Source organism: Microbacterium sp. TNHR37B (assembly GCF_001620065.1).
In the GTDB taxonomy this organism is placed as follows: Bacteria; Actinomycetota; Actinomycetes; order Actinomycetales; family Microbacteriaceae; genus Microbacterium.
The window spans coordinates 367,079-392,315 of record NZ_LQGV01000004.1; the positions used below are offsets into that span (position 1 = coordinate 367,079).

At 70.7% G+C, this 25,237-nt stretch carries 24 protein-coding genes; 14 read left to right on the forward strand and 10 right to left on the reverse strand.

Translation table 11 applies throughout. From position 1 onward, the window contains the following. Nucleotides 1–30: 30 nt before the first annotated feature. Both AVP41_RS15945 and AVP41_RS15950 read left to right on the forward strand, forming a co-directional pair. Nucleotides 31–1,194, forward strand: a complete 1,164-nt coding sequence (locus tag AVP41_RS15945; RefSeq protein WP_067166971.1) for an exonuclease SbcCD subunit D — start codon at nt 31–33, stop codon at nt 1,192–1,194. Beyond that, nucleotides 1,191–4,166, forward strand: a complete 2,976-nt coding sequence (locus AVP41_RS15950; RefSeq protein WP_067166975.1) for an AAA family ATPase — start codon at nt 1,191–1,193, stop codon at nt 4,164–4,166. Before AVP41_RS15945 ends, AVP41_RS15950 begins: the two co-directional genes overlap by 4 nt. 39 nt (nt 4,167–4,205) lie before the next feature. On the opposite strand, the gene AVP41_RS15955 is transcribed toward AVP41_RS15950, so the two are convergent. After that, complete coding sequence (locus tag AVP41_RS15955; protein ID WP_067166978.1) at nt 4,206–4,865, reverse strand: response regulator transcription factor; 660 nt, start codon at nt 4,863–4,865, stop codon at nt 4,206–4,208. 1 nt (nt 4,866) lies between these two features. After that, nucleotides 4,867–6,366, reverse strand: coding sequence for a sensor histidine kinase (locus AVP41_RS16860; RefSeq protein ID WP_067166981.1), 1,500 nt, complete (start codon nt 6,364–6,366; stop codon nt 4,867–4,869). 105 nt (nt 6,367–6,471) lie between these two features. Between AVP41_RS16860 and AVP41_RS16865 the strand changes: the two genes are divergently transcribed. Continuing rightward, nucleotides 6,472–7,620, forward strand: a complete 1,149-nt coding sequence (locus AVP41_RS16865; protein ID WP_197464374.1) for a phosphotransferase enzyme family protein — start codon at nt 6,472–6,474, stop codon at nt 7,618–7,620. Nucleotides 7,621–7,709: 89 nt separating this feature from the next. Then, entirely contained in the window at nt 7,710–8,180 is a 471-nt protein-coding gene (locus tag AVP41_RS16745) for a hypothetical protein (RefSeq protein ID WP_067166988.1), read from the forward strand. A gap of 78 nt (nt 8,181–8,258) precedes the next feature. Here the strand turns inward: AVP41_RS16745 and AVP41_RS16750 are convergent, their stop codons facing one another. After that, nucleotides 8,259–9,293, reverse strand: coding sequence for a hypothetical protein (locus tag AVP41_RS16750; RefSeq protein ID WP_067166991.1), 1,035 nt, complete (start codon nt 9,291–9,293; stop codon nt 8,259–8,261). A gap of 133 nt (nt 9,294–9,426) precedes the next feature. Here AVP41_RS16750 and AVP41_RS15980 point away from each other — a divergent pair, with 133 nt between their 5' ends. Then, nucleotides 9,427–10,014 carry a hypothetical protein gene (locus AVP41_RS15980; protein WP_067166995.1) on the forward strand — a complete coding sequence of 196 codons (588 nt, stop codon included), beginning with the start codon at nt 9,427–9,429 and terminating at the stop codon, nt 10,012–10,014. A gap of 6 nt (nt 10,015–10,020) precedes the next feature. On the opposite strand, the gene AVP41_RS15985 is transcribed toward AVP41_RS15980, so the two are convergent. Next, nucleotides 10,021–12,075: an NAD(+) synthase gene (locus AVP41_RS15985; protein ID WP_067166998.1), complete on the reverse strand. Its 2,055-nt coding sequence runs from the start codon at nt 12,073–12,075 to the stop codon at nt 10,021–10,023. A gap of 101 nt (nt 12,076–12,176) precedes the next feature. On the opposite strand from AVP41_RS15985, the gene AVP41_RS15990 reads away from it, so the two are divergent. Beyond that, nucleotides 12,177–15,722 carry a TM0106 family RecB-like putative nuclease gene (locus AVP41_RS15990; RefSeq protein ID WP_067167001.1) on the forward strand — a complete coding sequence of 1,182 codons (3,546 nt, stop codon included), beginning with the start codon at nt 12,177–12,179 and terminating at the stop codon, nt 15,720–15,722. 47 nt (nt 15,723–15,769) lie between these two features. Next, entirely contained in the window at nt 15,770–16,072 is a 303-nt protein-coding gene (locus tag AVP41_RS15995) for a DUF3467 domain-containing protein (RefSeq protein WP_067167005.1), read from the forward strand. Here AVP41_RS15995 and upp read toward each other — a convergent pair. Continuing rightward, nucleotides 16,069–16,701 carry a uracil phosphoribosyltransferase gene (upp, locus tag AVP41_RS16000; RefSeq protein WP_067167009.1) on the reverse strand — a complete coding sequence of 211 codons (633 nt, stop codon included), beginning with the start codon at nt 16,699–16,701 and terminating at the stop codon, nt 16,069–16,071. The two genes, AVP41_RS15995 and upp, sit on opposite strands and share 4 nt — an antisense overlap. A 32-nt stretch (nt 16,702–16,733) precedes the next feature. Between upp and AVP41_RS16005 the strand changes: the two genes are divergently transcribed. Beyond that, nucleotides 16,734–17,207, forward strand: a complete 474-nt coding sequence (locus tag AVP41_RS16005) for a nucleoside deaminase (protein WP_269454419.1) — start codon at nt 16,734–16,736, stop codon at nt 17,205–17,207. 20 nt (nt 17,208–17,227) lie between these two features. Here the strand turns inward: AVP41_RS16005 and AVP41_RS16755 are convergent, their stop codons facing one another. Both AVP41_RS16755 and AVP41_RS16015 read right to left on the reverse strand, forming a co-directional pair. Beyond that, a complete protein-coding gene (locus AVP41_RS16755; protein ID WP_067167013.1) occupies nt 17,228–17,545 on the reverse strand; it encodes a hypothetical protein in 318 nt (105 codons plus the stop codon). A 66-nt stretch (nt 17,546–17,611) separates the two neighbouring features. Next, nucleotides 17,612–18,724, reverse strand: a complete 1,113-nt coding sequence (locus AVP41_RS16015; RefSeq protein WP_067167017.1) for an alpha/beta hydrolase — start codon at nt 18,722–18,724, stop codon at nt 17,612–17,614. Nucleotides 18,725–18,833: 109 nt separating this feature from the next. Here AVP41_RS16015 and proC point away from each other — a divergent pair, with 109 nt between their 5' ends. Further along, the gene (gene proC / locus AVP41_RS16020) at nt 18,834–19,670 is read left to right on the forward strand and encodes a pyrroline-5-carboxylate reductase (protein ID WP_067167020.1); all 837 of its coding nucleotides are present in this window, start codon (nt 18,834–18,836) and stop codon (nt 19,668–19,670) included. A gap of 30 nt (nt 19,671–19,700) precedes the next feature. On the opposite strand, the gene AVP41_RS16025 is transcribed toward proC, so the two are convergent. Further along, nucleotides 19,701–20,372 carry a potassium channel family protein gene (locus tag AVP41_RS16025; RefSeq protein WP_067167023.1) on the reverse strand — a complete coding sequence of 224 codons (672 nt, stop codon included), beginning with the start codon at nt 20,370–20,372 and terminating at the stop codon, nt 19,701–19,703. Continuing rightward, nucleotides 20,365–21,807 (reverse strand): TrkH family potassium uptake protein, encoded by a 1,443-nt coding sequence (locus AVP41_RS16030; RefSeq protein WP_067167026.1) that lies wholly within the window; start codon nt 21,805–21,807, stop codon nt 20,365–20,367. Before AVP41_RS16030 ends, AVP41_RS16025 begins: the two co-directional genes overlap by 8 nt. Nucleotides 21,808–21,876: 69 nt before the next feature. Between AVP41_RS16030 and AVP41_RS16035 the strand changes: the two genes are divergently transcribed. The 4 genes from AVP41_RS16035 to AVP41_RS16045 all read left to right on the forward strand — a co-directional run bounded on the left by AVP41_RS16035 (nt 21,877) and on the right by AVP41_RS16045 (nt 23,102). Beyond that, nucleotides 21,877–22,278: an ArsR/SmtB family transcription factor gene (locus AVP41_RS16035; RefSeq protein ID WP_067167030.1), complete on the forward strand. Its 402-nt coding sequence runs from the start codon at nt 21,877–21,879 to the stop codon at nt 22,276–22,278. Nucleotides 22,279–22,380: 102 nt separating this feature from the next. Then, complete coding sequence (locus AVP41_RS16040) at nt 22,381–22,572, forward strand: helix-turn-helix domain-containing protein (RefSeq protein ID WP_067167033.1); 192 nt, start codon at nt 22,381–22,383, stop codon at nt 22,570–22,572. Nucleotides 22,573–22,654: 82 nt separating this feature from the next. Next, nucleotides 22,655–22,753 carry a 30S ribosomal protein bS22 gene (locus tag AVP41_RS16495; RefSeq protein WP_003792170.1) on the forward strand — a complete coding sequence of 33 codons (99 nt, stop codon included), beginning with the start codon at nt 22,655–22,657 and terminating at the stop codon, nt 22,751–22,753. A gap of 97 nt (nt 22,754–22,850) precedes the next feature. Next, nucleotides 22,851–23,102 (forward strand): glutaredoxin family protein, encoded by a 252-nt coding sequence (locus AVP41_RS16045; protein ID WP_067167037.1) that lies wholly within the window; start codon nt 22,851–22,853, stop codon nt 23,100–23,102. A gap of 29 nt (nt 23,103–23,131) precedes the next feature. Here the strand turns inward: AVP41_RS16045 and aspS are convergent, their stop codons facing one another. Continuing rightward, entirely contained in the window at nt 23,132–24,472 is a 1,341-nt protein-coding gene (aspS, locus tag AVP41_RS16050) for an aspartate--tRNA(Asn) ligase (RefSeq protein ID WP_067167039.1), read from the reverse strand. Between the two features lie 79 nt (nt 24,473–24,551). Between aspS and AVP41_RS16055 the strand changes: the two genes are divergently transcribed. Beyond that, nucleotides 24,552–25,208, forward strand: a complete 657-nt coding sequence (locus AVP41_RS16055; RefSeq protein WP_067167043.1) for a DedA family protein — start codon at nt 24,552–24,554, stop codon at nt 25,206–25,208. Nucleotides 25,209–25,237: the final 29 nt, after the last annotated feature.

The following is a 25,237-nucleotide window of genomic DNA, read 5'->3' on the forward strand; positions in this document are numbered from 1 at the left end:
ATGTCGGTGCTCGCTCGTAGCGTGGAACCCATGCGGATCCTGCACACCTCCGACTGGCACATCGGGCGGACCTTCCACGGTCACTCCACGCTCGAAGCGCTGCGCGGTGTGCTCGCCGAGCTGACCGCTCAGGTGCAGCAGCACGACGTCGACGTCGTGATCGTGGCCGGCGACGTGTTCGATTCGTCCGCGCCGGCGGGCGACTGCTACGTCCTGCTCACCGACACGCTGCGCGGCCTCGCCGACGCCGGGGCACGCGTGATCGTCACGAGCGGCAACCACGATTCCGCCGCGCGCCTCGGCTTCCAGGCGGGGCTCCTCCGCGACGGGATCAGCGTGGTGACCGATCCGGCGAGCGTCGGAACGCCGATCACGATCGCCGACGAGCACGGGCCGGTGCACTTCTACGGCATCCCGTACCTCGAGCCCGCGCTCCTGCGCCACGTCTGGCCCGAGGTGCGCACGCAGGAGGGCGCGCTCACCCACGCCATGGATCTCGTCCGCGACGATCTCGCGCGTCGCCGAGCGACCGAGAGCGGCACGCGCGCTGTCGCGATCGCCCACTGCTTCGCGGCCGGCGTCGAGCCCACGCCGCAGCTCGAGCGCGACATCCAGCAGGGCGGCCTCGACGTGGTCCCCCTCAAGGCGTTCGACGGCGTCGACTACGCCGCGCTCGGCCACATCCACGGCCGGCAACGGCTCGCCGAGCACATCCGGTACGCGGGCGCGCCCCTGCACTACAGCTTCGGCGAAGGCGACAAGCCCCGTGGCTCGTGGCTCGTCGAGCTCGATGCCGACGGGTGCGCCGACATCACCTGGCTCGCCCTGCCGGTGCCGCGACGGGTGGTCACCCTCACTGCGCCCCTCGACGAGCTCCTGAGCGACGAGCGATACGAGGGTGAGCGCGAGGCGTGGGTGTGCGCGGAGTACACCGACGACCTCCCGCAGCGCGATCCGCTGCGCCGGCTGCAGGAGCGGTTCCCGCACTGCGCCAAGGTCGTGCACCGGCCGGCGCAGATCGCGCCCGCCGACGGCATGACCTACGCGCAGCGCGTGCGTGCGGCCCGCAGCGATCGCGAACTCGTCGAGGCCTTCCTCGTGCACGTCCGCGAGGGCGTCGGAGCGTCAGAGGCCGAACAGGAGCTGATCGACGACGTCCTGGCCGCGCGCGTGCGCGTCGAGGCGGCGGCGTGAAGCTGCACCGTCTCGACCTCACCGGGTTCGGCCCGTTCCGTGAGACGCAGACGGTGGACTTCGATGCGTTCGACGGCCACGGCGTCTTCCTGATCTCGGGGCGCACCGGCGCAGGGAAGTCGAGCATCCTCGACGGAGTGAGCTTCGCGCTGTACGGCTCCGTCCCCCGCTACGAGGGTGGTGAGCGGCGCCTTCGCAGCGACCACAGCTTCCTCGGCGACCCCACCGAGGTCGTGCTCGAGTTCACGCAGGGTGAGCGGCGACTGCGGGTGACGCGAGCTCCCGAGTACGAGCGGCCCGCCAAGCGCGGCGGGGGCATGACGGTGGAGCCCCAGCGGGCGGTGCTGGAGGAGTGGACGGGAGGCGGCTGGCTGGGCCTTGCCGCGAAGCCGCGTGAGGTGGCGCAGTTTCTCGACGAGATCCTCGGTCTGAACGCTCAGCAGTTCCAGCAGGTCATCCTGCTCGCCCAGAACAAGTTCTCGAGGTTCCTGCTCGCCACGGCCGCCGAGCGACAGTCGCTGCTGCGGACGCTGTTCGGCACACGGCGGTTCGAGCGGTATGAGGAGGAGCTGGAGACGCGGCGCAAGGCCCTCCAGCGGGAGCTCGAGACGGCGGGCGAGCGCACCCGGACGCTTCTCGAGCTGGCCGAGCGGCTCGTGGGCCAGCGCGATCTCGAAGGCAGCACGTCGGGAGAGATCCCGGCGAACGATCTCGCTCGGCGTCGTGATGCCGTGGCTGTCGCCGGAGAACGGGCACGCTACCGTGTCGAGGCCGCCGAGCGTGCTCGCGCCGAGGCCGAGGCCGCCGCGACGGCCGAGGAGCAGGCGCTGTCGGCCGCTCTCGCGCACGCCGAACGGCTGGTCGCGCTCGATGCCGCCCGTCACGAGTGGGCGCGGCTCGAGGCCGCGCGACCCGCGATCGATGCCGCGCGCGGGCGCCTCCACCGGGCGCGGGAGGCAGAAGCCGTGCGGGCTCCGCTGGACGCCGTCGCCCGCACGGAGGAGGCGTGGCGGGACGCGGTCGAAGAAGAACGCTCCGCACGTGAGGCCTGGGAGGAAGACGCCGGCGACGCCGATCCCGCGGCGACCCTCGAAGCGCTCACGGGCGACATCGCCCGCTGGACCGAGGCGCTCGCCGATGAGGAGCAGGCGGCCGTGGCCTCGGCGACGATCGAGTCCCTCGCGCTCGATATCGAAGAGGAGACTGAGCGCCTCGCGACCTTCGACGCGCAACAGGCGCAGATTCCCGCCGAGCGTGAGCGACTGGAGCGCGCGCGGGACGCCGCGCGGACCGAGGCGGCGCAGCTCCCCGCGGCGGAGGCCCAGCAGGCCGAGCTCCAGGATCGCCTCGCGGCCGCGCGGGAGGCGGCGAGTCTCGCCGGCGAGCTGGAGAACACCGAGCGTGCCTACCTCGCCGCCTCCGAGGCTGCCTCGCAGGCGGCGTCGGAGGTCACCGCCCTCCTGCAGCGTCGGGTGGCCGACCGCGCCGGTGAGCTGGCCGCGGCCCTCGTCGACGGCGAGCCGTGCGCGGTCTGCGGGTCGACGTCGCATCCGGCACCGGCCTCCGCCCCGCAGCACCCCGCGATCGACGACGACGCGGTGGCTCAGGCCGAGGAGCGTCGTGACGCCGCGCGCGAGGCCGAGCTCCAGGCGGCGAACACCGCGCGGGCCGTCCGGGAGCGCCACGCCGCGGCGACTGCCCGTTCGGGGGGCAGAGGCGTCGACGAGCTGACGGAGGAAGAGGCCGACGCCGGTGAGCAGGTCCGCGCCCGACGGGAGGCCGCCGCCGAGGTCGAGCGCCTCGACGCGCGCCGCGCGGAGCTCGATGAACTCGCCGCCGCCGCCGCGATCGAACGAGACCGGGTCGCGACCCGACTGGGGGAGCACCGCGAGCGCCTCACGGGTCTGCGGGCCACCCTGGAAGCGCTGCAGTCGCGGGTGGCGGAGGCGCGGGGCGGCAGCGCCTCCGTCGCGGAACGCCTCGTCGAGGCCACGGCCCGCCGTGATCGGGCGCGCGCGTGCGTCCGGGCTTCGGAGCGGCGAGCGGAGGCCGAGCGCAGCCTCGCCGCGGCCGCCGCGGATCTCGCCGAGCGTCTGGATGCCTCCGAGTTCGCCGACGCCGCCGATGCCGCCGCGGCGCTGCAGGATGAGGCCGACCGGACCCGGCTCGATGACGAGATCCGTGGCCACACCGAAGCCGAGGCGGGGGTCCGCGCGCGGCTTCTCGACCTGGAGCTGCAGACCGTCGATGTCGACGTTGCCGAGGTCGAGTCCGCTCGAGCCGCTCGCGAAGCCGCCGGCCACGCCCGTGCCGCGGCGATCGCGGCCGAGCGCGATGCCCGTTCCGACGCCGAACGGCTCGGCGAACTGCTCGCGGGGATCGACGGGGCGCGCGACGGGCTTCGCGAGCTCGAGGACCAGGCCGCCGTCGTCACGCGGCTGGCCGACACGGTCGCCGGACGGGCGCCGAACACGAAGAAGATGGACCTGGAGACCTTCGTGCTGGCCGCGGAGCTCGAGGAGATCGTCGCCGCCGCCAACCTCCACCTCGACGACATGTCCGCCGGGAGGTACACCCTCCACCACTCGGATGCGAAGGCCTCTCACGGACGGGCGTCCGGGCTCGGGATCGACGTGCTGGACGCGCATACGGGCAAGCTCCGGTCTCCGCAGTCGCTCTCGGGCGGAGAGACCTTCCTCGCCTCTCTCGCTCTTGCCCTCGGGCTCGCCGAGGTCGTCACGAGCCGCGCAGGCGGGATCCGCCTCGACACCCTCTTCGTCGACGAGGGCTTCGGATCGCTGGACCCCGAGACCCTCGATCTCGCCATGCGCACCCTCGACGCCCTGCGGGCGGGCGGGCGCACGGTCGGCGTCATCAGCCACGTCGAGGCCATGAAGGAGCAGCTCGCCGCGCGCCTGGTGGTGGAATCCACGACCGAGGGCCCGAGCATCATCCGCCAGGACGGGCTCTGATCCGCGGCCGCCACCCGGGCCGCACACCCCGCGGTCCGGTCAGACCCAGCGGTACCCGGCGCCGCGGACGGTCTCGATGCGCTCGGCGCCGAGCTTCTGCCGCAGGTAGCCGACGTACACGTCGGCGACGTTGGACCCCGGGTCGAAGTCGTACCCCCACACGCGGCTGAGCAGCTGCTCACGGCTGAGGACCTGCCCGGCGTTGCGGACGAACTCCTCCGCGAGGGCGAATTCCCGCGACGACAGCTCGACGCGTCGTCCGTCCAGGCGTGCCTCGCGCGTGCGCACGTCGAGAGTCAGGTCGCGGTGCGAGAGCGCGGCGACGCTTCCGGTGTCGTCGTCCTTGCGCATGCGCAGCCGGATGCGGGCGAGCAGTTCGTCGAAGCGGAACGGCTTGCCGAGATAGTCGTCGGCGCCGCCCTCGAGCCCCGCGACGGTGTCGTGCAGCTCCACGCGTGCCGTGAGGATGATGACGGGCATCCGGGAGCCGCCGCCGCGCAGTTGCTCCAGCACCTGGAAGCCGTCCATGCCGGGCAGGTTGACGTCGAGGACCATGAGGTCGAACTCGTCCGACTGCGCGAGATGGAGGGCGTCGGGGCCCGTGGCGGCAACGGTCGTGGCAAAGCCCGCCGACCGCAGCCCCTTGTCGATGAACCCGGAGATGCGGGACTCGTCCTCCGCGATCAGGATCGATGCCATCTCAGCTGCCTTCCGTCGTGGCCATCAGATCGGGAAGCGGCGGGCGCGGCGGCACGTCGCCCATCGTCGCCGCATCCAGCGGCACCGCGATCACGAACATCGCGCCGCCGCCGTCGGCGTCTTCGACCCGCACCGATCCGCCGTGGGCCCGCGCGATCACCTGCACGATGTTCAGTCCCAGACCGCTGCCGCCGCGGTCGTCGCCGCCGCGGTGGAACCGATCGAACACCATCGCCTTGTCGGCGTCGGGCACACCGGGACCGTTGTCGCGCACCCACAGTTCCAGGGTCTCGCCGCGCACGCGGCTGCCGATCTCGATGCGTCCCCCGCCGTGGCTGACGCCGTTCTGCGCGAGCTGCAGCATGGCCTGGGTGATGCGGGCGGGGTCGAGGATCGCGACCACATCGGCGGACTCGCCGGCCGAGACCGTCGCCCCGTCGATCCCCTCCGCCTTGCGGACGATCTGCTGCAGCAACTCGGCGACGTCGACGCGGCTCGCGGCGATCGGCCGGGGGCCGTGGAGGGCTGCGGCGGCCGCCAGATCCTGCACGAGCATCGCCATCCGCTCCAGCTCGTCGATCGCGAGGTCGCGGGTCTCTCGCACGTCGTCGGGGTCGGCGGGGTCCATGACCTCGAGGTTGCCGCGGACGATCGTGATGGGCGTCTTCAGTTCGTGGCCGACATCGCTCAGGAGCTGGCGTTGCGAGTCGAGCGCGTTGTCGAGGCGGTCGAGCATGTCGTTCATGGTGGCGGCGAGCTCGGAGACGTCATCGGTGCCCTGGACGGGAAGGCGTTCGGTGAGCGCCTGACCCGTCACGCGCTCGGCCGTCTCCCGCATCTGGCGGAGGGGGCGCAGCAGACGCCCCGAGACGAGGGAGGCGACGAGGGCGATCACGACGAGCGCGATGACCGACGCGACGACGTACGCCTGCGCCGTCCCGTTGATCTCGTCGAGCTCGGCACGGACGTCGTAGGCCATGGCGAAGATGACCTTCTGGTTCGGGTCGCCGCCGGAGATCGCGATGGGAGCGGCGAGATACCGCCACACCACGCCCTCCTCGGCGTACGTGCCGATGCGGGGGTCGTTGCCGGTGACCTGGGAAACCACGTACGGGACGAAGCCGGGCTTCGCGGTGAGGTCGATGTCCAGCCCCACCCCGGAGCGGAACCGGGCCTTGCCGTCGATGATCCCGATCGCCCCGGTGTTGTCGTCGGGGCTCATGCGCTGCACGACGGCGCGGAGCGCCTCTTCGGCGGTGGTCCAGGTCGTCGTGCCCTCGGGGCCGTCGGGCCCTCCGGCCACGATGATGCGCGCCGACTCCAGGTTGTCCTGCAGGCGGCCCTCGATCGCTTCGAGCGACACGGTGCGCTCCACGAGGTACACCGTCAGCCCGACGACGGCCATGCCGAGGAAGGCGACCGCCGTGATGACCGCGACGATACGGGTCCGCACCGACAGCGCGGCGCGGCGCGGACGCGCGGGCGGGGCAGTCGTGGTCACCCTCTCAGTATTCCGATCCGAGAGGGGGCGGCGCGCTCTCCTAAGAGATGTCTCATCCCGTTCTTGCCCCGCCCATGCTGGAATCGAGAGGTGGATGCGCCATCGGTGACCCGCCCGCGCGATGCGGCGGGGCGAGACGACGAAGCGGAACTGGTCGCCGAGGCGCTGGACGTGCCGCGGGAGACGTTGACGCCGCTGTCGCGCGAACCGCTCGGCGACGGCACGGTCGCCGGCTTCGTCCTCGCTGAGGGGACCGTTGCCTACGTCGACTCGTCGGGCCTGCGCGTCGCCGCCGAGACGGGCCTCGTCCAGGAAGGCGTCGGACGGGTGTGGGTCCATCCCGCAGATCCGCACCTGCCGGCCTTGGCTCCGGCCGCATTCGGCGACGCCGCTTCCATTCTTCTGTCTCGCCTGGGCATCCCGGGGGCACAGATGCCGGGCCTCGTCGGCTATCGCCCCGGTCGTCGCGCCGTACTGCGGGTGACGACCGACGAGGGCGTCGTGTGGGTCAAAGTCGTCCGTCCGCGCCGGATCGAGCGCATCGTCGAGGCGCACCGCGTTCTGCACGCGCACGGGCTTCCCGTGCCGGCGGTCCGGGGCTGGTCTCGCGGCGGTCTCCTGGTCCTCGACGACGCCGAGGGGGAGCCGGCCACCGAGACCGCGTGGGAGCCGGGCGAGCTCGTCGCCGCCGTCGGAGCGTTGCGGGCACGCTTGGCCCACGCGCCCCTGGAAGGACCCGCGCGCACGTCGTTGCGCGAACGCCTCCCGTGGTACTCCGCGCGACTGCATGCCCTCCATCCCGCGCGTCGCGACCAGATCGACGGCATCGTCGCCGCCGTCTCGGCGATCCCCGAGTCGTCCGATCGCGTGACGATCCACGGCGACCTGCATCTCGGTCAGCTCTTCCTGCGCGAGGGGGAGGTGTCCGGGCTCATCGATGTCGACACGGCGGGCCAGGGAAGTGCCGATGACGACGCGGCGGCCTTCCTCGCGCACGCCATCGCGAGCGCGCTGCTGACCGAAGCCACGGGCGGAACCTCCAGCGCGCGGGTCTGGGCGCTCGCCGCCGCCGCCGACCGGGCGTGGGGTGGCTCGCCCAGTGCCCGTGCGCTGACAGCCGTGCAGCTTCTGGGTCATGCCGTGGGGGCGGCCTCCGGCGGGGACGAGCGGCGCGGGGAGACCCTCCTCGACTACGCGGCGCGCGCCGTCCAGGAACGTAAGAGCCCTCTCATCACCGGCTTCGAGGAGGCTTAGCGGCGGTCGTCAGAGTAGAGGACATGCGGACGTGACCGGTGAGCCGGGAACGCCGCAGAAGATCTCGACAACGACCAGGAGGTAGGACCATGAAGAAGAAGTGGATCGCATACGGTGTGACCGGAGCCGTCGGACTCGGCCTCGTCGCGGGCGGTGCCAGCGCCATGGCCGCGCAGATGGACCTGCGCACGACCGACGGAGCCGTGGTTCCCGGCGGCGCGCTGACCGGCAAGAACGGCTCCCTGCTGGAGAGCCCGTCGGTCACCCTCAGCGTGACCGACACCTCGGTCACCGTCGTCTCGGCCCCCACGCCGCGCAGCGCCGTCACGCCGCAGACCGCGCCCACGGTGCAGACCGCTCCCACCCCGCGCAGCGCCGTGACGCCGCAGACCGCCCCGACACCGCAGACCGCTCCGTCGCCCACGACGTCTCCGTCGCCGGTCACGCCGCCGTCGCCGGTCACGCCCGCCTCGCCGGTCACCCCCGCCTCCCCGGCGACGCCGGCCTCGCCCGTCTCGCCGGCGAGCCCGGTGTCGGTGGCCTCGGCCCCCTCGAACTGAGGCCCGCGACAGACGCCCCCACGACGAACGCCCCCGGGAGATCCCGGGGGCGTTCGTCGTGCGGCGTGGAAGGCGCCGTCACTCCTGGAGGTGCTTCTCCGCGGCGGTGTAGATCGCGTCGACGAACTCCTCCGCCGACTCCTCGGTGAAGGTGCCCTGCGACTGGCTCACCATGGCATCGATCATCGGCTGGCGTCCGGCCTCACCGGCCATGAGCACGGCCTTGCCGGTGGTGATGAGCGTCGAGTCCGGGAAGAACTGCTCGACGACCTCGTCGGTGATCGACGGGTCGATCTCCTGGAAGATCGACATGATCGCGGGACGCACCTCGTCGAGGAAGGCCGTCTCGTCGTAGGCGCCGGCTGCCGGCGCGTCGTCATCGGGCTCGGCGTCGTCGTCCGCGGGCTGGCTGGGTGCCGACGAGACGCTCGGCGACGGTGATGTGGTCGTCCCGGTCGAGCTGCCGATGACGCTGAAGGCGATTGCGGCCACGAGGGCGACGAACCAGATCGCGCCGCCGATGAGCGAGACCACGAGCGACACGATGCCCAGCGGCTTCCCGCCCTGCTTGCGGCTGGCGAGGACGACGATCGACAGGATGAAGGCCACGACGAGGGCCAGGCCTCCCACGATCGTCGCGATGAGGCCCACCCACGGCACCGGGACGAACCCGACGAGGACGAGGATGATGCCGAGCGCGACCGCGCCGATCGAGAACCAGGCGAGCGTCTTGGGGCGCGTGTCGGGGCCGGCGGGCGCGGGAGCGTATCCCGGCTGCGCGTAGCCGGCGGGTGCCTGTCCGTAGCCGGCGGGTGCCTGCCCGTAACCCGCGGGTGCCTGTCCGTACCCCGCGGGAGCCTGTCCGTAACCCGCAGGTGCCTGCCCGTAGCCCGCGGGGGTCTGCCCGTAACCGGGGGCGGTCGGAGGCGCCGGCGGGTATGCCTGCGTCGGAGCGTCACTGGCCGGGGCCGCCGGCGGGTACGCCTCGGTCGGCGCGTCGCCGGCAGGGGCGGCGGAGCTCTCCGACGCGCTGCTGTCGGCGACCGGCGGCTCTGCGGCCGGTTCGTTCACATCGCGACGCGCGGCGTCGTCGGGCTCGTGAGGGGTGGACATGGCACTCCTTGCTGTTCAGGTCCGTCATGGCAACGGTTCTCAAGGGTATCGGGTGATTAGTCACGTCCGGGAGGGGGTCCCGGCGGGCCGCCGGTGGGCCATGATGGGATGTCGGCGACGGCGAAGGAGAGACATGACGCTCAAGACGGTCCCCCTGGATACTCCCGCAGGCATCACGGCTCGATTGGGGTGGGATCCGGCCACGACGGTGCACGACCGCCGACGCATCATTGCGAAGGAGCTCATCGCGGCGCGACTCGGCTGCGACGCGAGCGACATCCGGATCGAGCGGGAGGCGCCGCGTGGGTTCGGCTACCATACCCGCCTCATCGCCTCTCGCGACGGCCAGGAGCTCCCCATCGCCATCGTGACGGCGAGCTACCGGGCCGCCACGGTCGTGGCGATCTGCGACCCCGCGCTTCCGGTCGGGATCGACATCCGCGACATGACCCCGGAGCCGGCGGACATCGCGCTGATGCGCCGGCATTCTCGCGTGCTCGACAGCGGCAACCTCCCCGACCTCCTCCAGCACTGGGTGCGCACCCAAGCCGTGCTGGAGGCCGACGGCCGCGGCGTCCGTGTCGCACCCGAACAGGTGCGGCTGGACGCCGGGCGTCACAAGGGCTGGATCCCCGACCGCAACATGAAGTACTCGCTCGTCGACGCGTCGCGCGACGGCTGGGTCATCACGCTCGCGTACGGGCTGCTGCCCGCGGACTGACCCCGGTCAGTCGACGAGATCGGGAAGCGCCGCGCGCAGTTCGTCGATCCATGCGCGTGCGTTGCCGTCGGAGGGGGCGCGCCAGTCGCCCCGGGGCGACAATGAGCCCGCCGGCGACACCTTGGGCCCGTTGGGGATCGCCGAGCGCTTGAACTGCGCGAAGCCGAAGTACCTCGTGAGGAAGACGCGGAGCCACCGCACGACGGTGGGGAGGTCATAGCCGTACCGCTCGTCCTCCGGGAAACCGGGGGGCCAGGCCCCGGCGTCGGGATCGGCCCAGGCGTGCTGCGCCAGGAAGGCGATCTTCGACGGGCGGAGTCCGTACCGGAGGACGTGGAACAGGGCGAAGTCGTGGAGGGCGTAGGGGCCGATGGTGTCCTCGGTCGACTGGACCTTCCCGTCTTCGCCGGCAGGGACGAGCTCGGGGCTGATCTCGGTGGCCAGCACCGACTCCAGCACGCGCACGGCCTCTTCCGAGACACCCTCGCGGTGCGCGATCACCCACCGGATGAGGTGCTGGATCAGCGTCTTCGGCACGCCCGCGTTGACGGCGTAGTGGCTCATGTGGTCGCCCACGCCGTAGGTCGCCCAGCCCAGGGCCAGCTCCGACAGGTCGGAGGTGCCCACCACGAAGCCGCCGTTCTGATTGGCGAGCCGGAACAGGAAGTCGGTGCGGGCGCCGGCTTGCACGTTCTCGAAGGTCACGTCGTACACCGGCTCGCCGCCGGCGAACGGATGCCCGATGCCGGTGAGGATCTCCGTCGCCATCGGACGGATGTCGATGGTCTGCACCGAGGCGCCGAGCGCCTCCGCGAGGGCGATCGCATTCGACTTGGTGTGGTCGCTCGTGGCGAATCCGGGCATCGTGTAGGCGAGGATGTCGCTGCGCGGCCGCCCCATCCGGTCCATCGCGCGCGCCACGACGAGGAGGGCGTGGGTCGAGTCGAGCCCGCCCGAGACCCCGATCACGGGCTTGGGGGATCCGATCGCGCGCATGCGCTGCTCGAGCCCCGACACCTGGATGTTGAAGGCCTCGTAGCAGTCCAGGTCGAGCCGGGCGGGATCGTCCGGGACGAAGGGGAAACGGTCGAGCGGCCGGCGGAACCCGATGTCCTCCACCGGAGGCTCCAGCCACAGCTCGATCGGCACCATGTCGGATGCGACCGATCGCGCATTCTCGTCGAACGTGCCCTGCCTCATGCGATCCTGCCGAAGCCGGTCGAGGTCGACGTCGGCGACGCTGCGCCGGGGGCCATCGGGGAACCGTTCGGTCTCGGCGAGGAGGGTGCCCCCCTCGTAGATCATCGTCTGGCCGTCCCACGAGACGTCGTTGGTCGACTCGCCCTGGCCGGCGGCGGCGTAGGCGTAGGCCGCGAGGCACCGCAATGACTGGGATTGGACGAGCGTGCGGCGGTCCTCCGCGCGGGCGATCGTGATGGGGCTGCCCGACAGGTTCAGCAGGACGGTGGCTCCGGCCAGGGCCGCCGTCGACGACGGAGGGACCGGCACCCACAGGTCCTCGCAGATCTCCACGTGGAAGACGAGACCCGGGACGTCCTTCACCTGGAAGAGGAGGTTCGGTCCGAACATGACCTCCGTGCCGGCGAGGTCGAGGGGCTCGTATCCGTCCTCCGCCGGGGCGAACCAGCGGTGCTCGTAGAACTCTCGGTAGGTGGGCAGGTAGGACTTGGGCACGACGCCCAGCACGGCGCCGCGGTGGATCACGACGGCGCAGTTGGCGAGCCGGTTTCCATGTCGGAGCGGCGCGCCGACCACGAGCACCGGGCGGAGGTCGGCGGAGGCGGCGACGATCGCCTGAATCGCCTCGACCACGGCATCCAGGACCGCGTCCTGCAGGAACAGGTCTTCGATCGCGTAGCCGGTGAGGCACAGCTCGGGAAAGAGTGCGATCGCCGTCCCGTCCGCGTGGCACTCGCGGGCCGACGCGAGGACCGCCTCCGCATTGGCGGCAGGGTCGGCGATCGACACCGGGATCGTGCAGGCGGCGATGCGCGCGTACCCGTGACGGTAGACGCTGTCGAAGGGGAGGGTCTCGATCACCGCTCCAGTCTGTCACCCGCGGCGGCGGAGGTCACCGGGGTCGGCGGAGGCGAACCGCCGATGTCGGTGCGCGCAGCTAGGGTCGTGGGCGGAAGGGTGACATGCGATACATCGAAGACGAGGGCCGGATCGTCTGGAGCGCGAGCGACCTGACGGCCGCCGCCGAATGCGAGTTCGCGTGGCTGCGCGCGATCGACGCCAAACTCGGGCGGATTGCCGCGGTCGATGATCCCGTCGATGCGACGCGCGAGCGGGCGGGGCGGCTCGGAACGGTGCACGAGCGCCGGGTGCTCGAGCGGTATCGAGACTCCCACCCGGGTGCCGTGGTCGAGATCGCCGAGACGCGCTCCTCCGACGCCGTCGCGCTCACGGAGGCGGTCACTGCCACCGTGGCCGCGCTCGCGGACCCCTCGGTCGAGGTGGTCTATCAGGCCGCGTTCTCGACCGATGAGTTCGTCGGCTTCGCCGACTTCCTGGTGCGCGACGGTGAACGCCGGTGGCAGGTGCAGGACACCAAGCTCGCTCGTCACGCGCGGGTCACCGCGCTCATGCAGCTGGCGGCATACGTCGATCAGCTCGACCGACTGGGTGTTCCCCGATCCGACCGCGTGGAACTGTTGCTCGGCGACGGCTCCGTCTCGGAGCACGAGGTGCGCGATCTGATGCCGGTGTTCTCCTTGCGTCGGGAACGGCTGCGGGCGCTGATCGCCGATCGGCAGGTCGGTCTCGGCGCCGCCGGAACCCCGCTCGCGTGGGGAGACGACCGGGGGGAGCTGCGCGTGGTCGCGTGCGGGCGGTGCGCGACCTGCGACCAGGAGGTGATCGCGCACCGTGACCTCCTTCTCGTGGCGGGAATGCGCCCGGTGCAGCGAGACCGCCTGCGCGCGCAGGGGATCGACACCGTCGACGCGTTGGCCGCCGCACGCGAGGCTCCGCCCCGCATGGCGTGGGACACCTTCTCCCATCTGCGTACCCAAGCGCGCCTGCAACTGGCGAGCCCCGCCGGGGGTGTCGCGCCGCTTCATCCGGCGAACAGCCCGGCCGAGTCCGCCGCGGTCGCATCGCCGCCCGCGGTGCCGACCTACGAGGTCGTCCTCCCGCGCGCCCTCGGCGCGCTCCCGCGGCCCGACCACGGCGACCTGTTCTTCGACTTCGAGGGCGACCCGCTCTACACAGAGGGTGGCGACACGGGGGCGCAGTGGGGCATCGACTATCTCTTCGGCTGGGTCGACACGACGCTGCAGTACTCCGCCCTGTGGGCCCACAGCTTCGCCGAGGAGCGTCGCGCGCTGGAGCAGTTCCTCGACATCGTGGCGCTGCGGCGCCGCGCGCATCCGGGGATGCACATCTACCACTACGCCCCCTACGAGCCCACGCATCTTCTGGCGATGGCGGCGCGACACGGGGTGGGCGAGGCCGCCGTCGACACATTGCTGCGGGAAGGGGTGTTCGTCGACCTCTATCCCATCGTGCGACGAGCCCTGCGCGTCGGCTCGCGCTCGTACTCGATCAAGAAGCTCGAGCCCCTGTACATGGGGGCGGAGGTTCGCACGAGCGACGTGCAGCGCGGCGACGACTCGATCGTCCGGTACGTCGAAGCGCGGACGCTCGCCGAGGCCGGAGACGATGCCGCCGCGCGGGAGATCCTCGACGACCTGGCCGACTACAACCGGTATGACTGCGTCTCCACGCTGCGGCTGCGGGACTGGCTCGTCGACCGCGCCCGCGAGGCGGGACTGCGGCCCTCGGTCGATGCCGAGGCGCGCGAGTTCGTCTACGAACCCTCGCCGCGTGCCGACGCCCTCTCTCGTCGGGCCGAGGCGGCCGCCGGTGCGGGAGAGGTGGCGGTGGCCGAGGCGCTCCGTCTGGGCTCGGCGGCGATCGACTACTACCCGCGCGAAGCGAAGACCTTCTGGGCCACGCATTTCCTCCGCCTCCGCGAACCGGTCTCGCTCTGGGAGGAGACGCGGGACGTGGTGGTGATCGATCGGGAGAGGTGCCGTGTGATCACCGATTGGCACCTACCGGAAGGGGGGCGCGTCCAGCGCCGTATCGTCGAGGTACGAGGGGAGCTCGCCCCCGGCACGCGCCTGACGGTCGACGGCACGCCCTTCGCCGCCTACGAACTGCCCGCCCCGTTCCCCATCGACACGAACGCCCGGTGGATCCACGCGGCACGTACCGTGCGCGTCGTCGACGTCCTCGATGACGGCGCCGTGATCGAGGAGACCTCGATCCAGGGGTTCACCTGGCAGGAGCTCCCCCTCGCTCTCACCCCCGCCGCTCCGCCGCAGGCCGGCAGTCAGCAGACGGCGATCGATGAATGGGCTGATTCCGTTCTCTCCGCTGATTCCGTTCTCTCCGCCGCCGGTGCGATGCCGGCCGATCCCGCGACCGATCTCCTCGTGCGTCGCGCGCCGAGGACGCACGGGGGAGCGCTCACCCGGGGCGGGGGAGACATCGCCGACATCACGGCGAGCATCCTCGACCTCGACCGCAGCTACCTCGCGGTGCAGGGGCCCCCGGGAACGGGCAAGACTTATGTCGGATCGCACGTCGTGGCCGCCCTCGTCCGCGACCACGGATTCCGCGTCGGGGTGGTGGCGCAGTCCCACGCGGTGGTGGAGAACATGCTGGACCGCGTCATCGAGGCGGGCGTTCCCCGGGAGCGCGTCGCCAAGGCGCGCAAGTCCTCGGCGTCGGACGACGAGGTGTCCTTCACCGTGATCCCCAAGAACGGGATGGCCGCCTTCATCGCCGAGCAGGAGGGCGGGTTCGTCATCGGCGGCACGGCGTGGGACCTCAGTCACCCCGGGCGCGTCGCGCGACGATCTCTCGACCTCCTCGTCATCGACGAGGCCGGTCAGTTCTCCCTCGCCTCCACGATCGCCGTCTCGGCGGCCGCGCAGCGTCTTCTGCTGCTGGGCGATCCGCAGCAGTTGCCGCAGGTGAGCCAGGGCACGCATCCCGAGCCGGTGGACACCTCGGCGCTCGGCTGGATCATGGAAGGCGCCGCCGTGATCCCGTCCGATCGTGGCTTCTTCCTCGCTCAGACGCGACGGATGCGCCCGGAGGTGGCCGCTCCCGTCTCGCATCTGTCGTACGAAGGGCGCCTCGAAGCGTTCCCCGACACGACGGCGCGACGCCTGGAGGGCGTGCCGGCAGGGGTCGTCGCCGTCGCGCTCACCCACCGCGGCAATGCGACGCAGTCGGAGGAAGAGGCCGCAGCCGTCGTCGCCCTGGTCGCCGACCTCGTGGGAAGAGCGTGGACGTCCGGTGTCGATGCGGACCCGCGCCCGCTCGCGCAGGACGATCTGATCGTGGTCACCCCCTACAACGCGCAGCAGGTGCTCGTGGAGGAAGCGCTGGCCGCCGCCGGATTCGACCGCGTGCCGGTCGGCACGGTCGACCGGTTCCAGGGGCAGGAGGCGGCCGTGGCGATCGTGTCCCTCGCCGCCTCGTCGGGACGGGACGCGCCGCGGGGCCTCGAGTTCCTCCTGCTGCAGAACCGGATCAACGTGGCCGTCTCCCGTGCGATGCACACCGCGTACGTGGTCTACGGCACCGGTGTGCTCGACGATCTCCCGCGCACGCCGGAGGGCGTCGCGCGATTGAGTGCGTTCGCCCGTCTCGTGGGGGCGGCCTGACGGCTGCCGGCGCCCCGTAGACTCGCAGCACCGACCGAGGAGAGCTCATGAGCGATGAGGCACCCCGCCACTTCGAGATCGACATGCCACCCAAGGCCGTTGCCGGCAGTTACGCCGATTTCGCCAACGTGTGGCACACCCCCGACGTGTTCGTCATGGACTTCGTCTCCCTCGTGCGGCCTCCGCACGAAGGGACCGATGCCGACGGCAACACCGTCACCGTCGTTCCCGGTCAGGTGGTGCAGCGGGTGCGCATCCCCCCGGAGCAGGTGTTCGAGCTCGCCAAGGCACTCACCCAGCAGCTGGAGTTCTGGGAGCAGGAGAACGGGCGCCGCTCTGGCGGCGACTAGACCGTGCCGTAGAGGCGGTCGCCCGCGTCGCCGAGTCCCGGCACGATGTAACCCTTCTCGTTGAGGCGCTCGTCGAGTGCGCCGAGCACCAGGGTCACATCGCGATCGCCCACCTGCGCCTCGATCGCGGCGACGCCCTCGGGGGCGCCGAGGATGCAGATGGCGGTGACATCCTGCGCGCCGCGGGCGAAGAGGAAGTCGATGGCGGCCCCGAGCGAGCCGCCGGTGGCCAGCATCGGGTCGAGCACGAAGCACTGACGATCGCTGAGGTCTGTGGGCAGGCGCTCGGCGTAGGTCGTCGGCTCGAACGTCTCCTCGTTGCGCGCCATCCCGAGGAATCCGACCTCCGCGGTCGGAAGCAGCTTGACCATGCCGTCGAGCATGCCGAGGCCGGCGCGAAGGATCGGCACCACGATCGGTCGCGGCTCGCTGATGCGCACGCCGGTCGTCGTGGTCACGGGCGTCGTGATCTCGACGTCCTCCACTCGCACGGCCCGCGTGGCCTCGTAGGCGAGGAGGGTGACCAGTTCCTCGGTGAGCTGGCGGAAGACGGGCGAGGGCGTGCGCGCGTCGCGCAGCACCGTCAGCTTGTGGGTGATGAGAGGGTGGTCGGCGACGTGCACACGCATAGTGACAGGTTACCGGGGCGTACGCTGGGCCCGTGAGTCTGCCCGCCCGAGAGACCGACGTCGCCGCGATGGATCGTGCGCTCGATCTCGCTCGGGAGGCCTCGGCGCACGGCGACATCCCCGTCGGCGCCGTCGTGACCGACGTCTCCGGCGAGGTGCTCGGAGAGGGGCGGAATCAGCGCGATCTGTACCGCGACCCCTTCGCCCACGCCGAGATCGTGGCGCTGCGCGCGGCGGCGGCAGCAACGGGCTCGTGGAACCTGGAGCACTGCACCCTGGTAGTGACCCTCGAGCCGTGCGTCATGTGTGCCGGAGCGATCTCGCAGGCCCGGGTGGGTCGCGTGGTCTTCGGTGCCTGGGACGAGAAGGCGGGGGCGGCGGGGTCGCTCTACGACGTGCTGCGCGATCGTCGGCTGCCGCATCGCTCGGAGGTCGTCGGGGGAGTGCGAGAGGCGGAGGCGGCTGCGCTCCTGAGGTCGTTCTTCCTGGACCGGCGCGACCCGTAGCGCGCGGCGCCTGAGGCGGCTCAGTCGCTGGAGGCGAGGACGATCGTCTCGGTCGCCGGCGGTGTCCGGTGGGTGTCGAGGCCGATGCACGGCTCGATGGACACCCGGTCGGCACCCGGGACGAGCTCGCGCACCCGCGCGGCGATCTCGCGGACCACGAGGGCTACCTCTCCGAACACCAGGTCAGGCGGGAAGGAGACCGTCACGAGGACGACGGGTCGGTCCTCGCGGGTCCAGCGGGTCGTGACATCGAGGATGCGGTGGGTCTCGCTCTCCTCGCAGAGGACGTCGGCGACGGCGTCTCGGATGGCGGGGGCATCGAGCAGCGCGATGTTCATGCTCCCGACGGTACTGACCGGGCGCTTGCGGCACCGGGGTCGCGCGCCGTGGAAATGCCCCGCGCGTCAGTCCGACGAGCTGATGATGATCGCCTCGGTCGGGGGTGCCGGCGAGGCGGGCTGCCCGATGTAACCGATCGCGGACAGGAGTGCCCGGCGCACCTCCGCCGGCCGTTCCAGGTGCGGGGTGTGTCCCGCGCCCTCCAGCCGTAGCTCGGTGACCTGGCCGCCCGCGGATCGGTAGGCCTCCAGGACGTCCCGCGTCTGGGTCACCATCTGCTGCGGCGGCGCCTCCTCGGCACCCGGCCAGTCGGCGAGGAGCCCCGCGGCGCCCCGCTGGCGGGTGTCGAAGAACGAGGTGTCGGAGACGAGGGTGTCGGCGGTGCCGTGCACCCAGAGGATCGGCGGCTTCGGCGACAGGTCGACCATCGCCGAGGTGTCGAAGTACCGCGGGGCCAGCGCGTTCAGCACACCGGTCGTTCCCGCCGCGAAGCCGGGCCAGTGGGGGCTCGGCGCGTCGTCGCCCGGATAGTTCCCGGTCGCCGTCGAAGTCGTCAGCATCGCCTCGACCCAGACGTCTTCCCGTGGCGAGGAGTACTCCGGCGCGACGAAGAAGGAGCGGAAGACGTTTCGCGGCGAGGTGGGCGCGTCCTCACTCGTGTCGCGATCGATGAGCCGCTGGATGAGGTCGGGATCGATCGTGCCGCCGCCGCAACCCGCATCGTCGTCGGTCAGGCGTGTGCCGTCGCGGCGTGTGCCGCCGAAGCCATAGGGCGAGACCGGGGCCTGCAGGGTCATGGAGAGCACGGGATGGTCGAGCGCGTACTGCATGACGACGGCCCCGCCCAGCCCCCAGCCGACGAGGTGTGCGACGGGGATCTGCAGGGCCGCCAGGGTCGCGAAGACGTCGTCGCTGAAGTCCCGGACGCCGCGGGTGGCATCCACGGGGGCGTGTTCGGTGGCCCCGAAGCCGCGCAGGTCGATCGCGATGATGCGCAGATCGCTCGGCAGGTCCTGCATGAGCTCCTGCCAGATGAGACTCGACGAGAGGCTGTCGTGGAGCAGGACCACGGTGCGCTCCGGCGGTGTCGCGGCGTCGTCGCCCGTGCGCTCCAGGATGCCGACGGTGAGTCGATCCGTCTCGACCAACCGAGAAGTGATGCCATCGAAGAGGGTCATGACGCGGATCCTTCGTCGTTGCGGCGGGGCGCCGGCGCCCCGGGATTTCCACTCTAGCCGCGCGCGAGCGAGCCGCCCGTGTCGGCGGTGACGATGCCAGGATGGAGGGATGCAGCATGCTCCGCTTCCCTCGATCGCGATCCTCGGTGCCGGCTCGATGGGAGGCGCCATCGCTCAGGGGCTGTCCCGTTCGGGCGAGGCGTCCCGCGTCGTGGCGACCAACCGCACCGCCGCCCGCGCGTCGTCGCTGGCGGGTCTCGACGGCGTCGTCAGCGTCGCGCTGGAAGGGACCCCGGCGGGGAACACGGACGCCGCGGCGGCCGCCGACATCGTCCTCATCGGTGTGAAGCCGCTGATGGTCCCCGATCTGCTCCGTGAGATCGCGCCGGTCCTTCGCCCCGGGACGATCCTGGTGAGCCTGGCGGCAGGGGTGACCATCGCGACGTTCGAAGGCATCGTCGGCGACGGCGTTCCCGTCGTGCGATCGATGCCGAACACGCCCGCGGTCGTCGGCAAGGCGGTCACGGGCCTCGCGGCGGGATCCTCGGTCTCCGCCGATGAGATGGCACTCGTTCGCCGGCTGTTCGAGACGTGCGGCGCCGTCATCGAGGTCGCCGAGGACCAGATCGACGCGCTGTCGACGATCTCCGGCTCCGGTCCCGCCTACGTGTTCCTCCTCATCGAGGAGCTCACCGAGGCCGCCCGGGGGAAGGGGTTCTCGGAGGAGGACGCGCGGATGATGTCCGAGCAGACCTTCATCGGAGCGGCGGCGCTGCTGGAGGCGACCGGCGAAGACCCGGCCGAGCTGCGTCGGCAGGTGACGAGCCCGAAGGGGACGACCGAGCGGGCCGTCGGTGTGCTGCAGGGCGCCAATCTCTCGGGCCTGTTCGCCGAGGCGACCGATGCCGCCCTGGCCCGCGCGCGGGAGCTCGCTGCCGGCTCCTGACCTGCGCGGTTCCTCGCGGTCCGCCGTGTCTCAGCGGTCGAGGGAGGCGAAGCGCTCGATGTCGGAGTTCGTCCCCGACACGATGATGAGGTCGTGGTTGGTGACGACGGTATCGGCCTCGGCATAGCGGAACGGCTTGCCGGGGCTCTTCACCCCCACGACCGTCACGTTGTACTTGGTGCGCACGCCCGACTCGTTCAGCCCGACGCCGCGGATGAACTTGGGCGGATACATCTTGGCGAGCACGAAGTCGTCGTCGAAACGGATGAAGTCGAGCATGCGGCCGCTGACGAGGTGCGCGACACGCTCACCCGCCTCCCGCTCGGGGTAGATGACGTGGTTGGCGCCGACGCGGGCGAGGATCTTGCCGTGTGACTGCGAGACGGCCTTGGCCCAGATCTGCGGCACCTTGAGGTCGACGAGGTTGGCGGTGATCAGCACCGATGCCTCGATCGAGGAGCCGGTCGCCACGATCGCCACCTGGAAGTCCTGCGCGCCGATCTGCTTCAGCGCCTCGATGTTGCGCGCATCGGTCTGCACGGCGTGGGTGACCCGCTCGGACCATTTCTGCACCAGCTCGAGGTTCGCATCGATCGCGAGCACCTCGCGGTCCAGCCGGTCGAGCTCGCCCGCGCAGGCGGCGCCGAAGCGTCCGAGGCCGATGACGAGCACGGGAGCATCGTTGCGGATCTGCTCAACCAACGATCGGCCTTTCGACGGGAAGCGAGTAGTGCTGCGAGCGGCTCGTGGCCGCCACGGCAGCGGCGAGTGTCACTGTACCAACGCGCCCCATGAACATGGTGGCCGCCAGGACGTAGGAAGCGGAGTCGGGGAGTTCGGAGGTCAGGCCGGTCGACAGGCCCACCGTGGCGAAGCCCGAGATGACGTCGAACAGGACGGTCTCCACCGGCGCCTGCGTGATCTGGGTGATCGTGATGGTGGAGACCGCGACGATCGTCGCCCCCCACGCGACCACCGACAGGGCGACCCGTTGCACGTCGCTCGGGATACGACGTCCGAACGCCTCCACGCTCTGGCGTCCCTTCGCCTCCGACCACACCGCCAGGGCGAGGACGGCGAGCGTGGTCACCTTGATGCCCCCCGCCGTGGACGCCGAGCCGCCTCCGACGAACATGAGCATCGACCCCGCCACCAGCGAGGATCCGTTCAGGTCGCCGATGTCGATGATGGAGAAGCCGCCCGATCGCGTCATCGCCGACAGGAAGAACGCCTGGAAGGTCGTGTCCCACGCGTCCATCGCGCCGAAGGTCCGGGGATTGCCGTACTCCAGGAGCACGAACACCCCCGCGCCGACGAAGAACAGCACCGTCGTCGTGATGAGCGTGAGCTTGGCGTGCAGTGACCACCGGCGCACGTGCCACTGGTGCTTCCAGAGGGTGAAGATCACGGGGAAGCCGATGGACCCGAGGAAGACCCCGGTCATCAGGACCGTCAGCATGACGTAGTCGTGGGCGAAGGGCGCGAGCCCTTCCGCATTGGGGGAGAACCCCGTGTTCGTGAACGACATCGCCGCGTAGTAGGGCGCCTCCCACAGGGCGGTGAGGGGGTCGACGCCGTTGATGAGGAGCGAGGGATAGAGGAGGACGGCAAGGCCCGCCTCGATCACGAGAGTCGAGAGGGCCACGGTCGCCAGCAGCGTTCCCACTTCGCCCAGCCGCACCGTCTGGCCCTCATTGATCGGTCCGCCGTGCGCGCGCATCGGGTTGGAGTCTCCCGCGGCGATGAGCTTCGCTCGCAGCCCCAGACGTTTGGAGATGACGAGACCGAGGATGGAGGCGAGGGTCAGAACACCGAGCGCGCCGACGTTCACGCCGATGAAGACGAAGACGTGCCCGAGTGGTGACCAGTGCGTTCCCATGTCCACCGTGGACAGTCCCGTGACGCAGATCGTCGAGACCGCGGTGAAGAGTGCGTCGGCCAGGGGTGTCGGCTGTCCGTCCGCGGCGGCGAAGGGCAGGGAGAACAGGGCCGTGAACACGAGGATGAGCGAGCTGAAGACGAGGACCGCGAACCGTGAGGGGGACGCCGTGGCGAGGTCGCGCAGCCGTTGCCAGAAGTGTCGTTGAGCGGTGAGCAGGCGATGCCACGCGCGGACGCCAGCGGATTCGCCCGCCATCTGCTGCCTCTCTCTCCCGATGGACCGTTGTCATGGTACTCCGACGCGTACGCGGGCTAACCTAAGGTCATGGCGGACATCTTCGACGTGATCGCCGACGGCACTCGTCGGGACATCCTGCAGCTGCTGCGCGAACGCGGCGGCGATGGTCGCGGGACGAGCGTGTCGCAGATCGTCGCGGAGCTGGGAGTGAGTCAGCCCACCGTCTCCAAGCACCTGAAGGTGCTGCGCGAGGCCGATCTCGTCTCCGTCCGCGAAGAGGGACAGCACCGGTACTACAGCCTGTCGCCGGAGCCGCTGGACGCCGTGGACGAGTGGCTCGTCCCGTTCATCATGGGCGACGAGCCGGTGACGGCCGCCTCGGCGACGCTGCCCGATTCCGCCGCGGCCGCCGCCGATCTCGTCGGCCGCGCGGCGGCGTCGACGAAGCACGCGATCGAGAGTGTCTTCAAACGCATGCCCGGTCGCTGACCGTTCTCCCGCGGATTCTCACCGGTCACAGAGGTTTACACGCGTCGCGCGCACCCTCTAGGCTGATCCCGCACCATATGGGGATCGATCTGGGGGAGAGGGATGTCGGACTTGGCGGATGTGCGTTTTTTGACCGTCGCGGAGGTCGCGGAGATCATGCGCGTGTCCAAGATGACCGTGTATCGCCTGGTCCATGCCGGCGAGCTTCCCGCGGTGCGCTTCGGTCGGAGCTATCGCGTTCCCGAGACGGCCGTCACCGCCGCTCTGCAGCGTCCGATCGCCGACGTCGGCTAGACTATCCCGAGGCATTTCTTCGGGGTGCCTGATCCCGGACGTGAACGATCGCGTCCAGACCCCTGACTTAGTGAGGTTTTCCGTGGGTTCTGTCATCAAGAAGCGCCGCAAGCGCATGGCGAAGAAGAAGCACCGCAAGCTGCTTCGCAAGACTCGCCACCAGCGCCGCAACAAGAAGTAACTGCGGCACAGACACCGAGCGCCCCGATCCGTCCGCGGATCCCGGGGCGCTTCGTGTTGTCGGACGAGTCGCGGGATGTGTGTTGCAGGATGGAACGGTGACCCGACTGACGATCATCTCGAAGCCCGACTGCCACCTCTGCGACGTGGCGCGGGAGATCGTCGAGCAGGTGGTCGCCGATCTCCCGGACGCTGACCTCGTCGAGGTGGAGGAGAAGTCGATCCTCGACGATCCCGTGCTCTACGCGCGGTGGTGGGAGAAGATCCCCGTCGTCCTGATCGACGACGAGTTGCACGCCCATTGGCGACTCTCGGCGGAGCGCCTCCGCACCGCCCTCAGCGCGCGCTGACCAGTGACCAGGATGCTCGCCTGGGTGCCTTACGGCGCGAGGCGCGTCGGGCCGCGGAAGAGGTAGGTGACCTCGCGGATCGACGACTCTCCGAGCAGCAGCATCAGCAGGCGCGCGAGGCCCATGCCGAATCCGCCGTGGGGCGGGGCGCCGTAGCGGAAGAAGTCGAAGTAGAAGGCGAGGTGCTCCGGGTCGAGGCCCTTCTCGCGTGCCTGGACCTCCAGCACGTCGACGCGGTGCTCGCGCTGGGCTCCGGTGGTGATCTCGACGCCCTTGTACAGCAGGTCGTACGACTTGGTCAGCCCGGTCTCGGGGTCGCGCATGTGGTAGAACGCGCGGATCTCCGGGTGGTAGTCGGTGATGAAGACGAACTCGTGCCCATAGGTCTCCTGCACGTGTGCGGAGATCTGCCGCTCGCCCTCGGGGTCGAGGTCGCCGTCGGTGCGGGGGATCTCGTAGCCGCGCGCGGCGACGATCTCCCGCGCTTCGGCGAGGGGGATGCGGGGGAACGGGACGACCGGAACGACGACGTCGAGGTCGAAGAGTTCCCGGATCTCTTCGCCGTGCTTGTCCTTGACCGCCTGGATGGCGAACTGGAGGAGCTCCTCCTGCATCCGGGCGACGTCCTCGTGCGACTCCACCCAGCTGATCTCGGCGTCGACCGAGGTGAACTCGGTCGCGTGACGGCTCGTGAACGACGGGTCGGCGCGGTACACGTCACCGATCTCGAAGATCTTGCCGAAACCGGCCGACTGCGCCATCTGCTTGAAGAACTGCGGGCTCTGGGCCAGGTACGCGGTCTTGTCCTCGAAGTAGGGCACCTCGAACAGCTCTGCGTTGGACTCCGACGCCGAGGCCATGAGCTTCGGCGAGTGGATCTCGATGTAGTCGCGCTCGATCCAGTACGTGCGCATCGCGTGCTCGAGCGTGGTCTGCACGCGGAAGATGAGGTTGTTCCGGCGCTGACGCAGGTCGAGGAAGCGCCAGTCCATGCGCTTGTCGAGCCCGCTGTCGGCGGCGATCGGGGTCTCCGGGAGGGCGGCGGCGGCGATGTCGAGTGCGCCGATCTTGATCTCCACACCGCCGAGCTTGACGCGCTCGTCGTGCTTGAGCTCACCGGTGACGGTGAGGAAGGTGCCGGTGCTGAGCTCGGAGATGAGCGCCGTGAGGGCGAGGGCGTCGGCGTCTTGCTCCGTGCCGTCCTCGGCCGGGCGCGTCGCGGGGTTCACGAGCTGCACGGCCCCGGTCTCGTCGCGCAGGATGACGAACTGCACCTTCTTCTGATCGCGGACGGTCTCGACCCATCCGGACACCGAGACGGCGCCGTCTTCACGGGACTGCAACTGGCTGACGAGAACGCGTTCACTCACAATCGGCCAGTCTACGCGGGCGGGCCCTCGCCGCTGGGCGCTCAGGTTCCGTCCACGTGGGCACCGTAGCGTCGAGGACATGGCGACAGCGTCCGACGGCTCCTGGCTCACCACCCTCGTCGACGGCGTCGTCTCCCTCATGGAGGTGGTCGGGGCTCCCGGAGCCGGCCTCGCGATCGCGCTGGAGAACCTGTTCCCGCCGCTGCCGAGCGAAGTGATCCTCCCCATGGCGGGCCTCACCGCCTCGCGCGGGTCGTTCACCCTCGCCGAGGCGCTCCTGTGGACGACGGCCGGTTCCGTGGTCGGCGCGTTCCTCCTCTACGGTCTCGGGACTCTGCTGGGACTCGACCGCCTGCGCGCCATCGTCCGCCGGGTCCCGTTGCTGCACGTCGAGGACGTCGATCGCACCGTCGCCTGGTTCTCACGGCACGGCGGGAAGGCGGTGTTCTTCGGTCGGATGATCCCCATCTTCCGGAGTCTGATCTCGATCCCCGCCGGCGTCGTGCGGATGCCGTTGTGGCGCTTCGGGCTGCTGACGCTGGCCGGATCCGCCGTCTGGAACACGACCTTCGTGCTGGCCGGGTACGTGCTGGGGGAGTCGTGGCACGTCGTGGAGACCTACGCCGACATCCTCCAGTACGTCGTGATCGCGGGCACGGCGCTCGCCGTCGGATGGTTCGTCGTCGCCCGCGTGCGCCAGATCCGGGGACGCGACGCCGACCTCGACGCCGCCTGACGGCTGACGCCGACCTCGACGCCGCCTGA

Coding starts and splice junctions, on each gene's coding strand:
- AVP41_RS15945 (WP_067166971.1), top strand. CDS start 31: ATGCGGATCCTGCACACCTCCGACTGGCACATCGGGCGGACCTTCCAC.
- AVP41_RS15955 (WP_067166978.1), bottom strand. CDS start 4,865: ATGGCATCGATCCTGATCGCGGAGGACGAGTCCCGCATCTCCGGGTTC.
- AVP41_RS16745 (WP_067166988.1), top strand. CDS start 7,710: ATGAAGAAGAAGTGGATCGCATACGGTGTGACCGGAGCCGTCGGACTC.
- AVP41_RS16750 (WP_067166991.1), bottom strand. CDS start 9,293: ATGTCCACCCCTCACGAGCCCGACGACGCCGCGCGTCGCGATGTGAAC.
- AVP41_RS15980 (WP_067166995.1), top strand. CDS start 9,427: ATGACGCTCAAGACGGTCCCCCTGGATACTCCCGCAGGCATCACGGCT.
- AVP41_RS15990 (WP_067167001.1), top strand. CDS start 12,177: ATGCGATACATCGAAGACGAGGGCCGGATCGTCTGGAGCGCGAGCGAC.
- AVP41_RS15995 (WP_067167005.1), top strand. CDS start 15,770: ATGAGCGATGAGGCACCCCGCCACTTCGAGATCGACATGCCACCCAAG.
- upp (WP_067167009.1), bottom strand. CDS start 16,701: ATGCGTGTGCACGTCGCCGACCACCCTCTCATCACCCACAAGCTGACG.
- AVP41_RS16755 (WP_067167013.1), bottom strand. CDS start 17,545: ATGAACATCGCGCTGCTCGATGCCCCCGCCATCCGAGACGCCGTCGCC.
- AVP41_RS16015 (WP_067167017.1), bottom strand. CDS start 18,724: ATGACCCTCTTCGATGGCATCACTTCTCGGTTGGTCGAGACGGATCGA.
- proC (WP_067167020.1), top strand. CDS start 18,834: ATGCAGCATGCTCCGCTTCCCTCGATCGCGATCCTCGGTGCCGGCTCG.
- AVP41_RS16030 (WP_067167026.1), bottom strand. CDS start 21,807: ATGGCGGGCGAATCCGCTGGCGTCCGCGCGTGGCATCGCCTGCTCACC.
- AVP41_RS16035 (WP_067167030.1), top strand. CDS start 21,877: ATGGCGGACATCTTCGACGTGATCGCCGACGGCACTCGTCGGGACATC.
- AVP41_RS16040 (WP_067167033.1), top strand. CDS start 22,381: ATGTCGGACTTGGCGGATGTGCGTTTTTTGACCGTCGCGGAGGTCGCG.
- AVP41_RS16055 (WP_067167043.1), top strand. CDS start 24,552: ATGGCGACAGCGTCCGACGGCTCCTGGCTCACCACCCTCGTCGACGGC.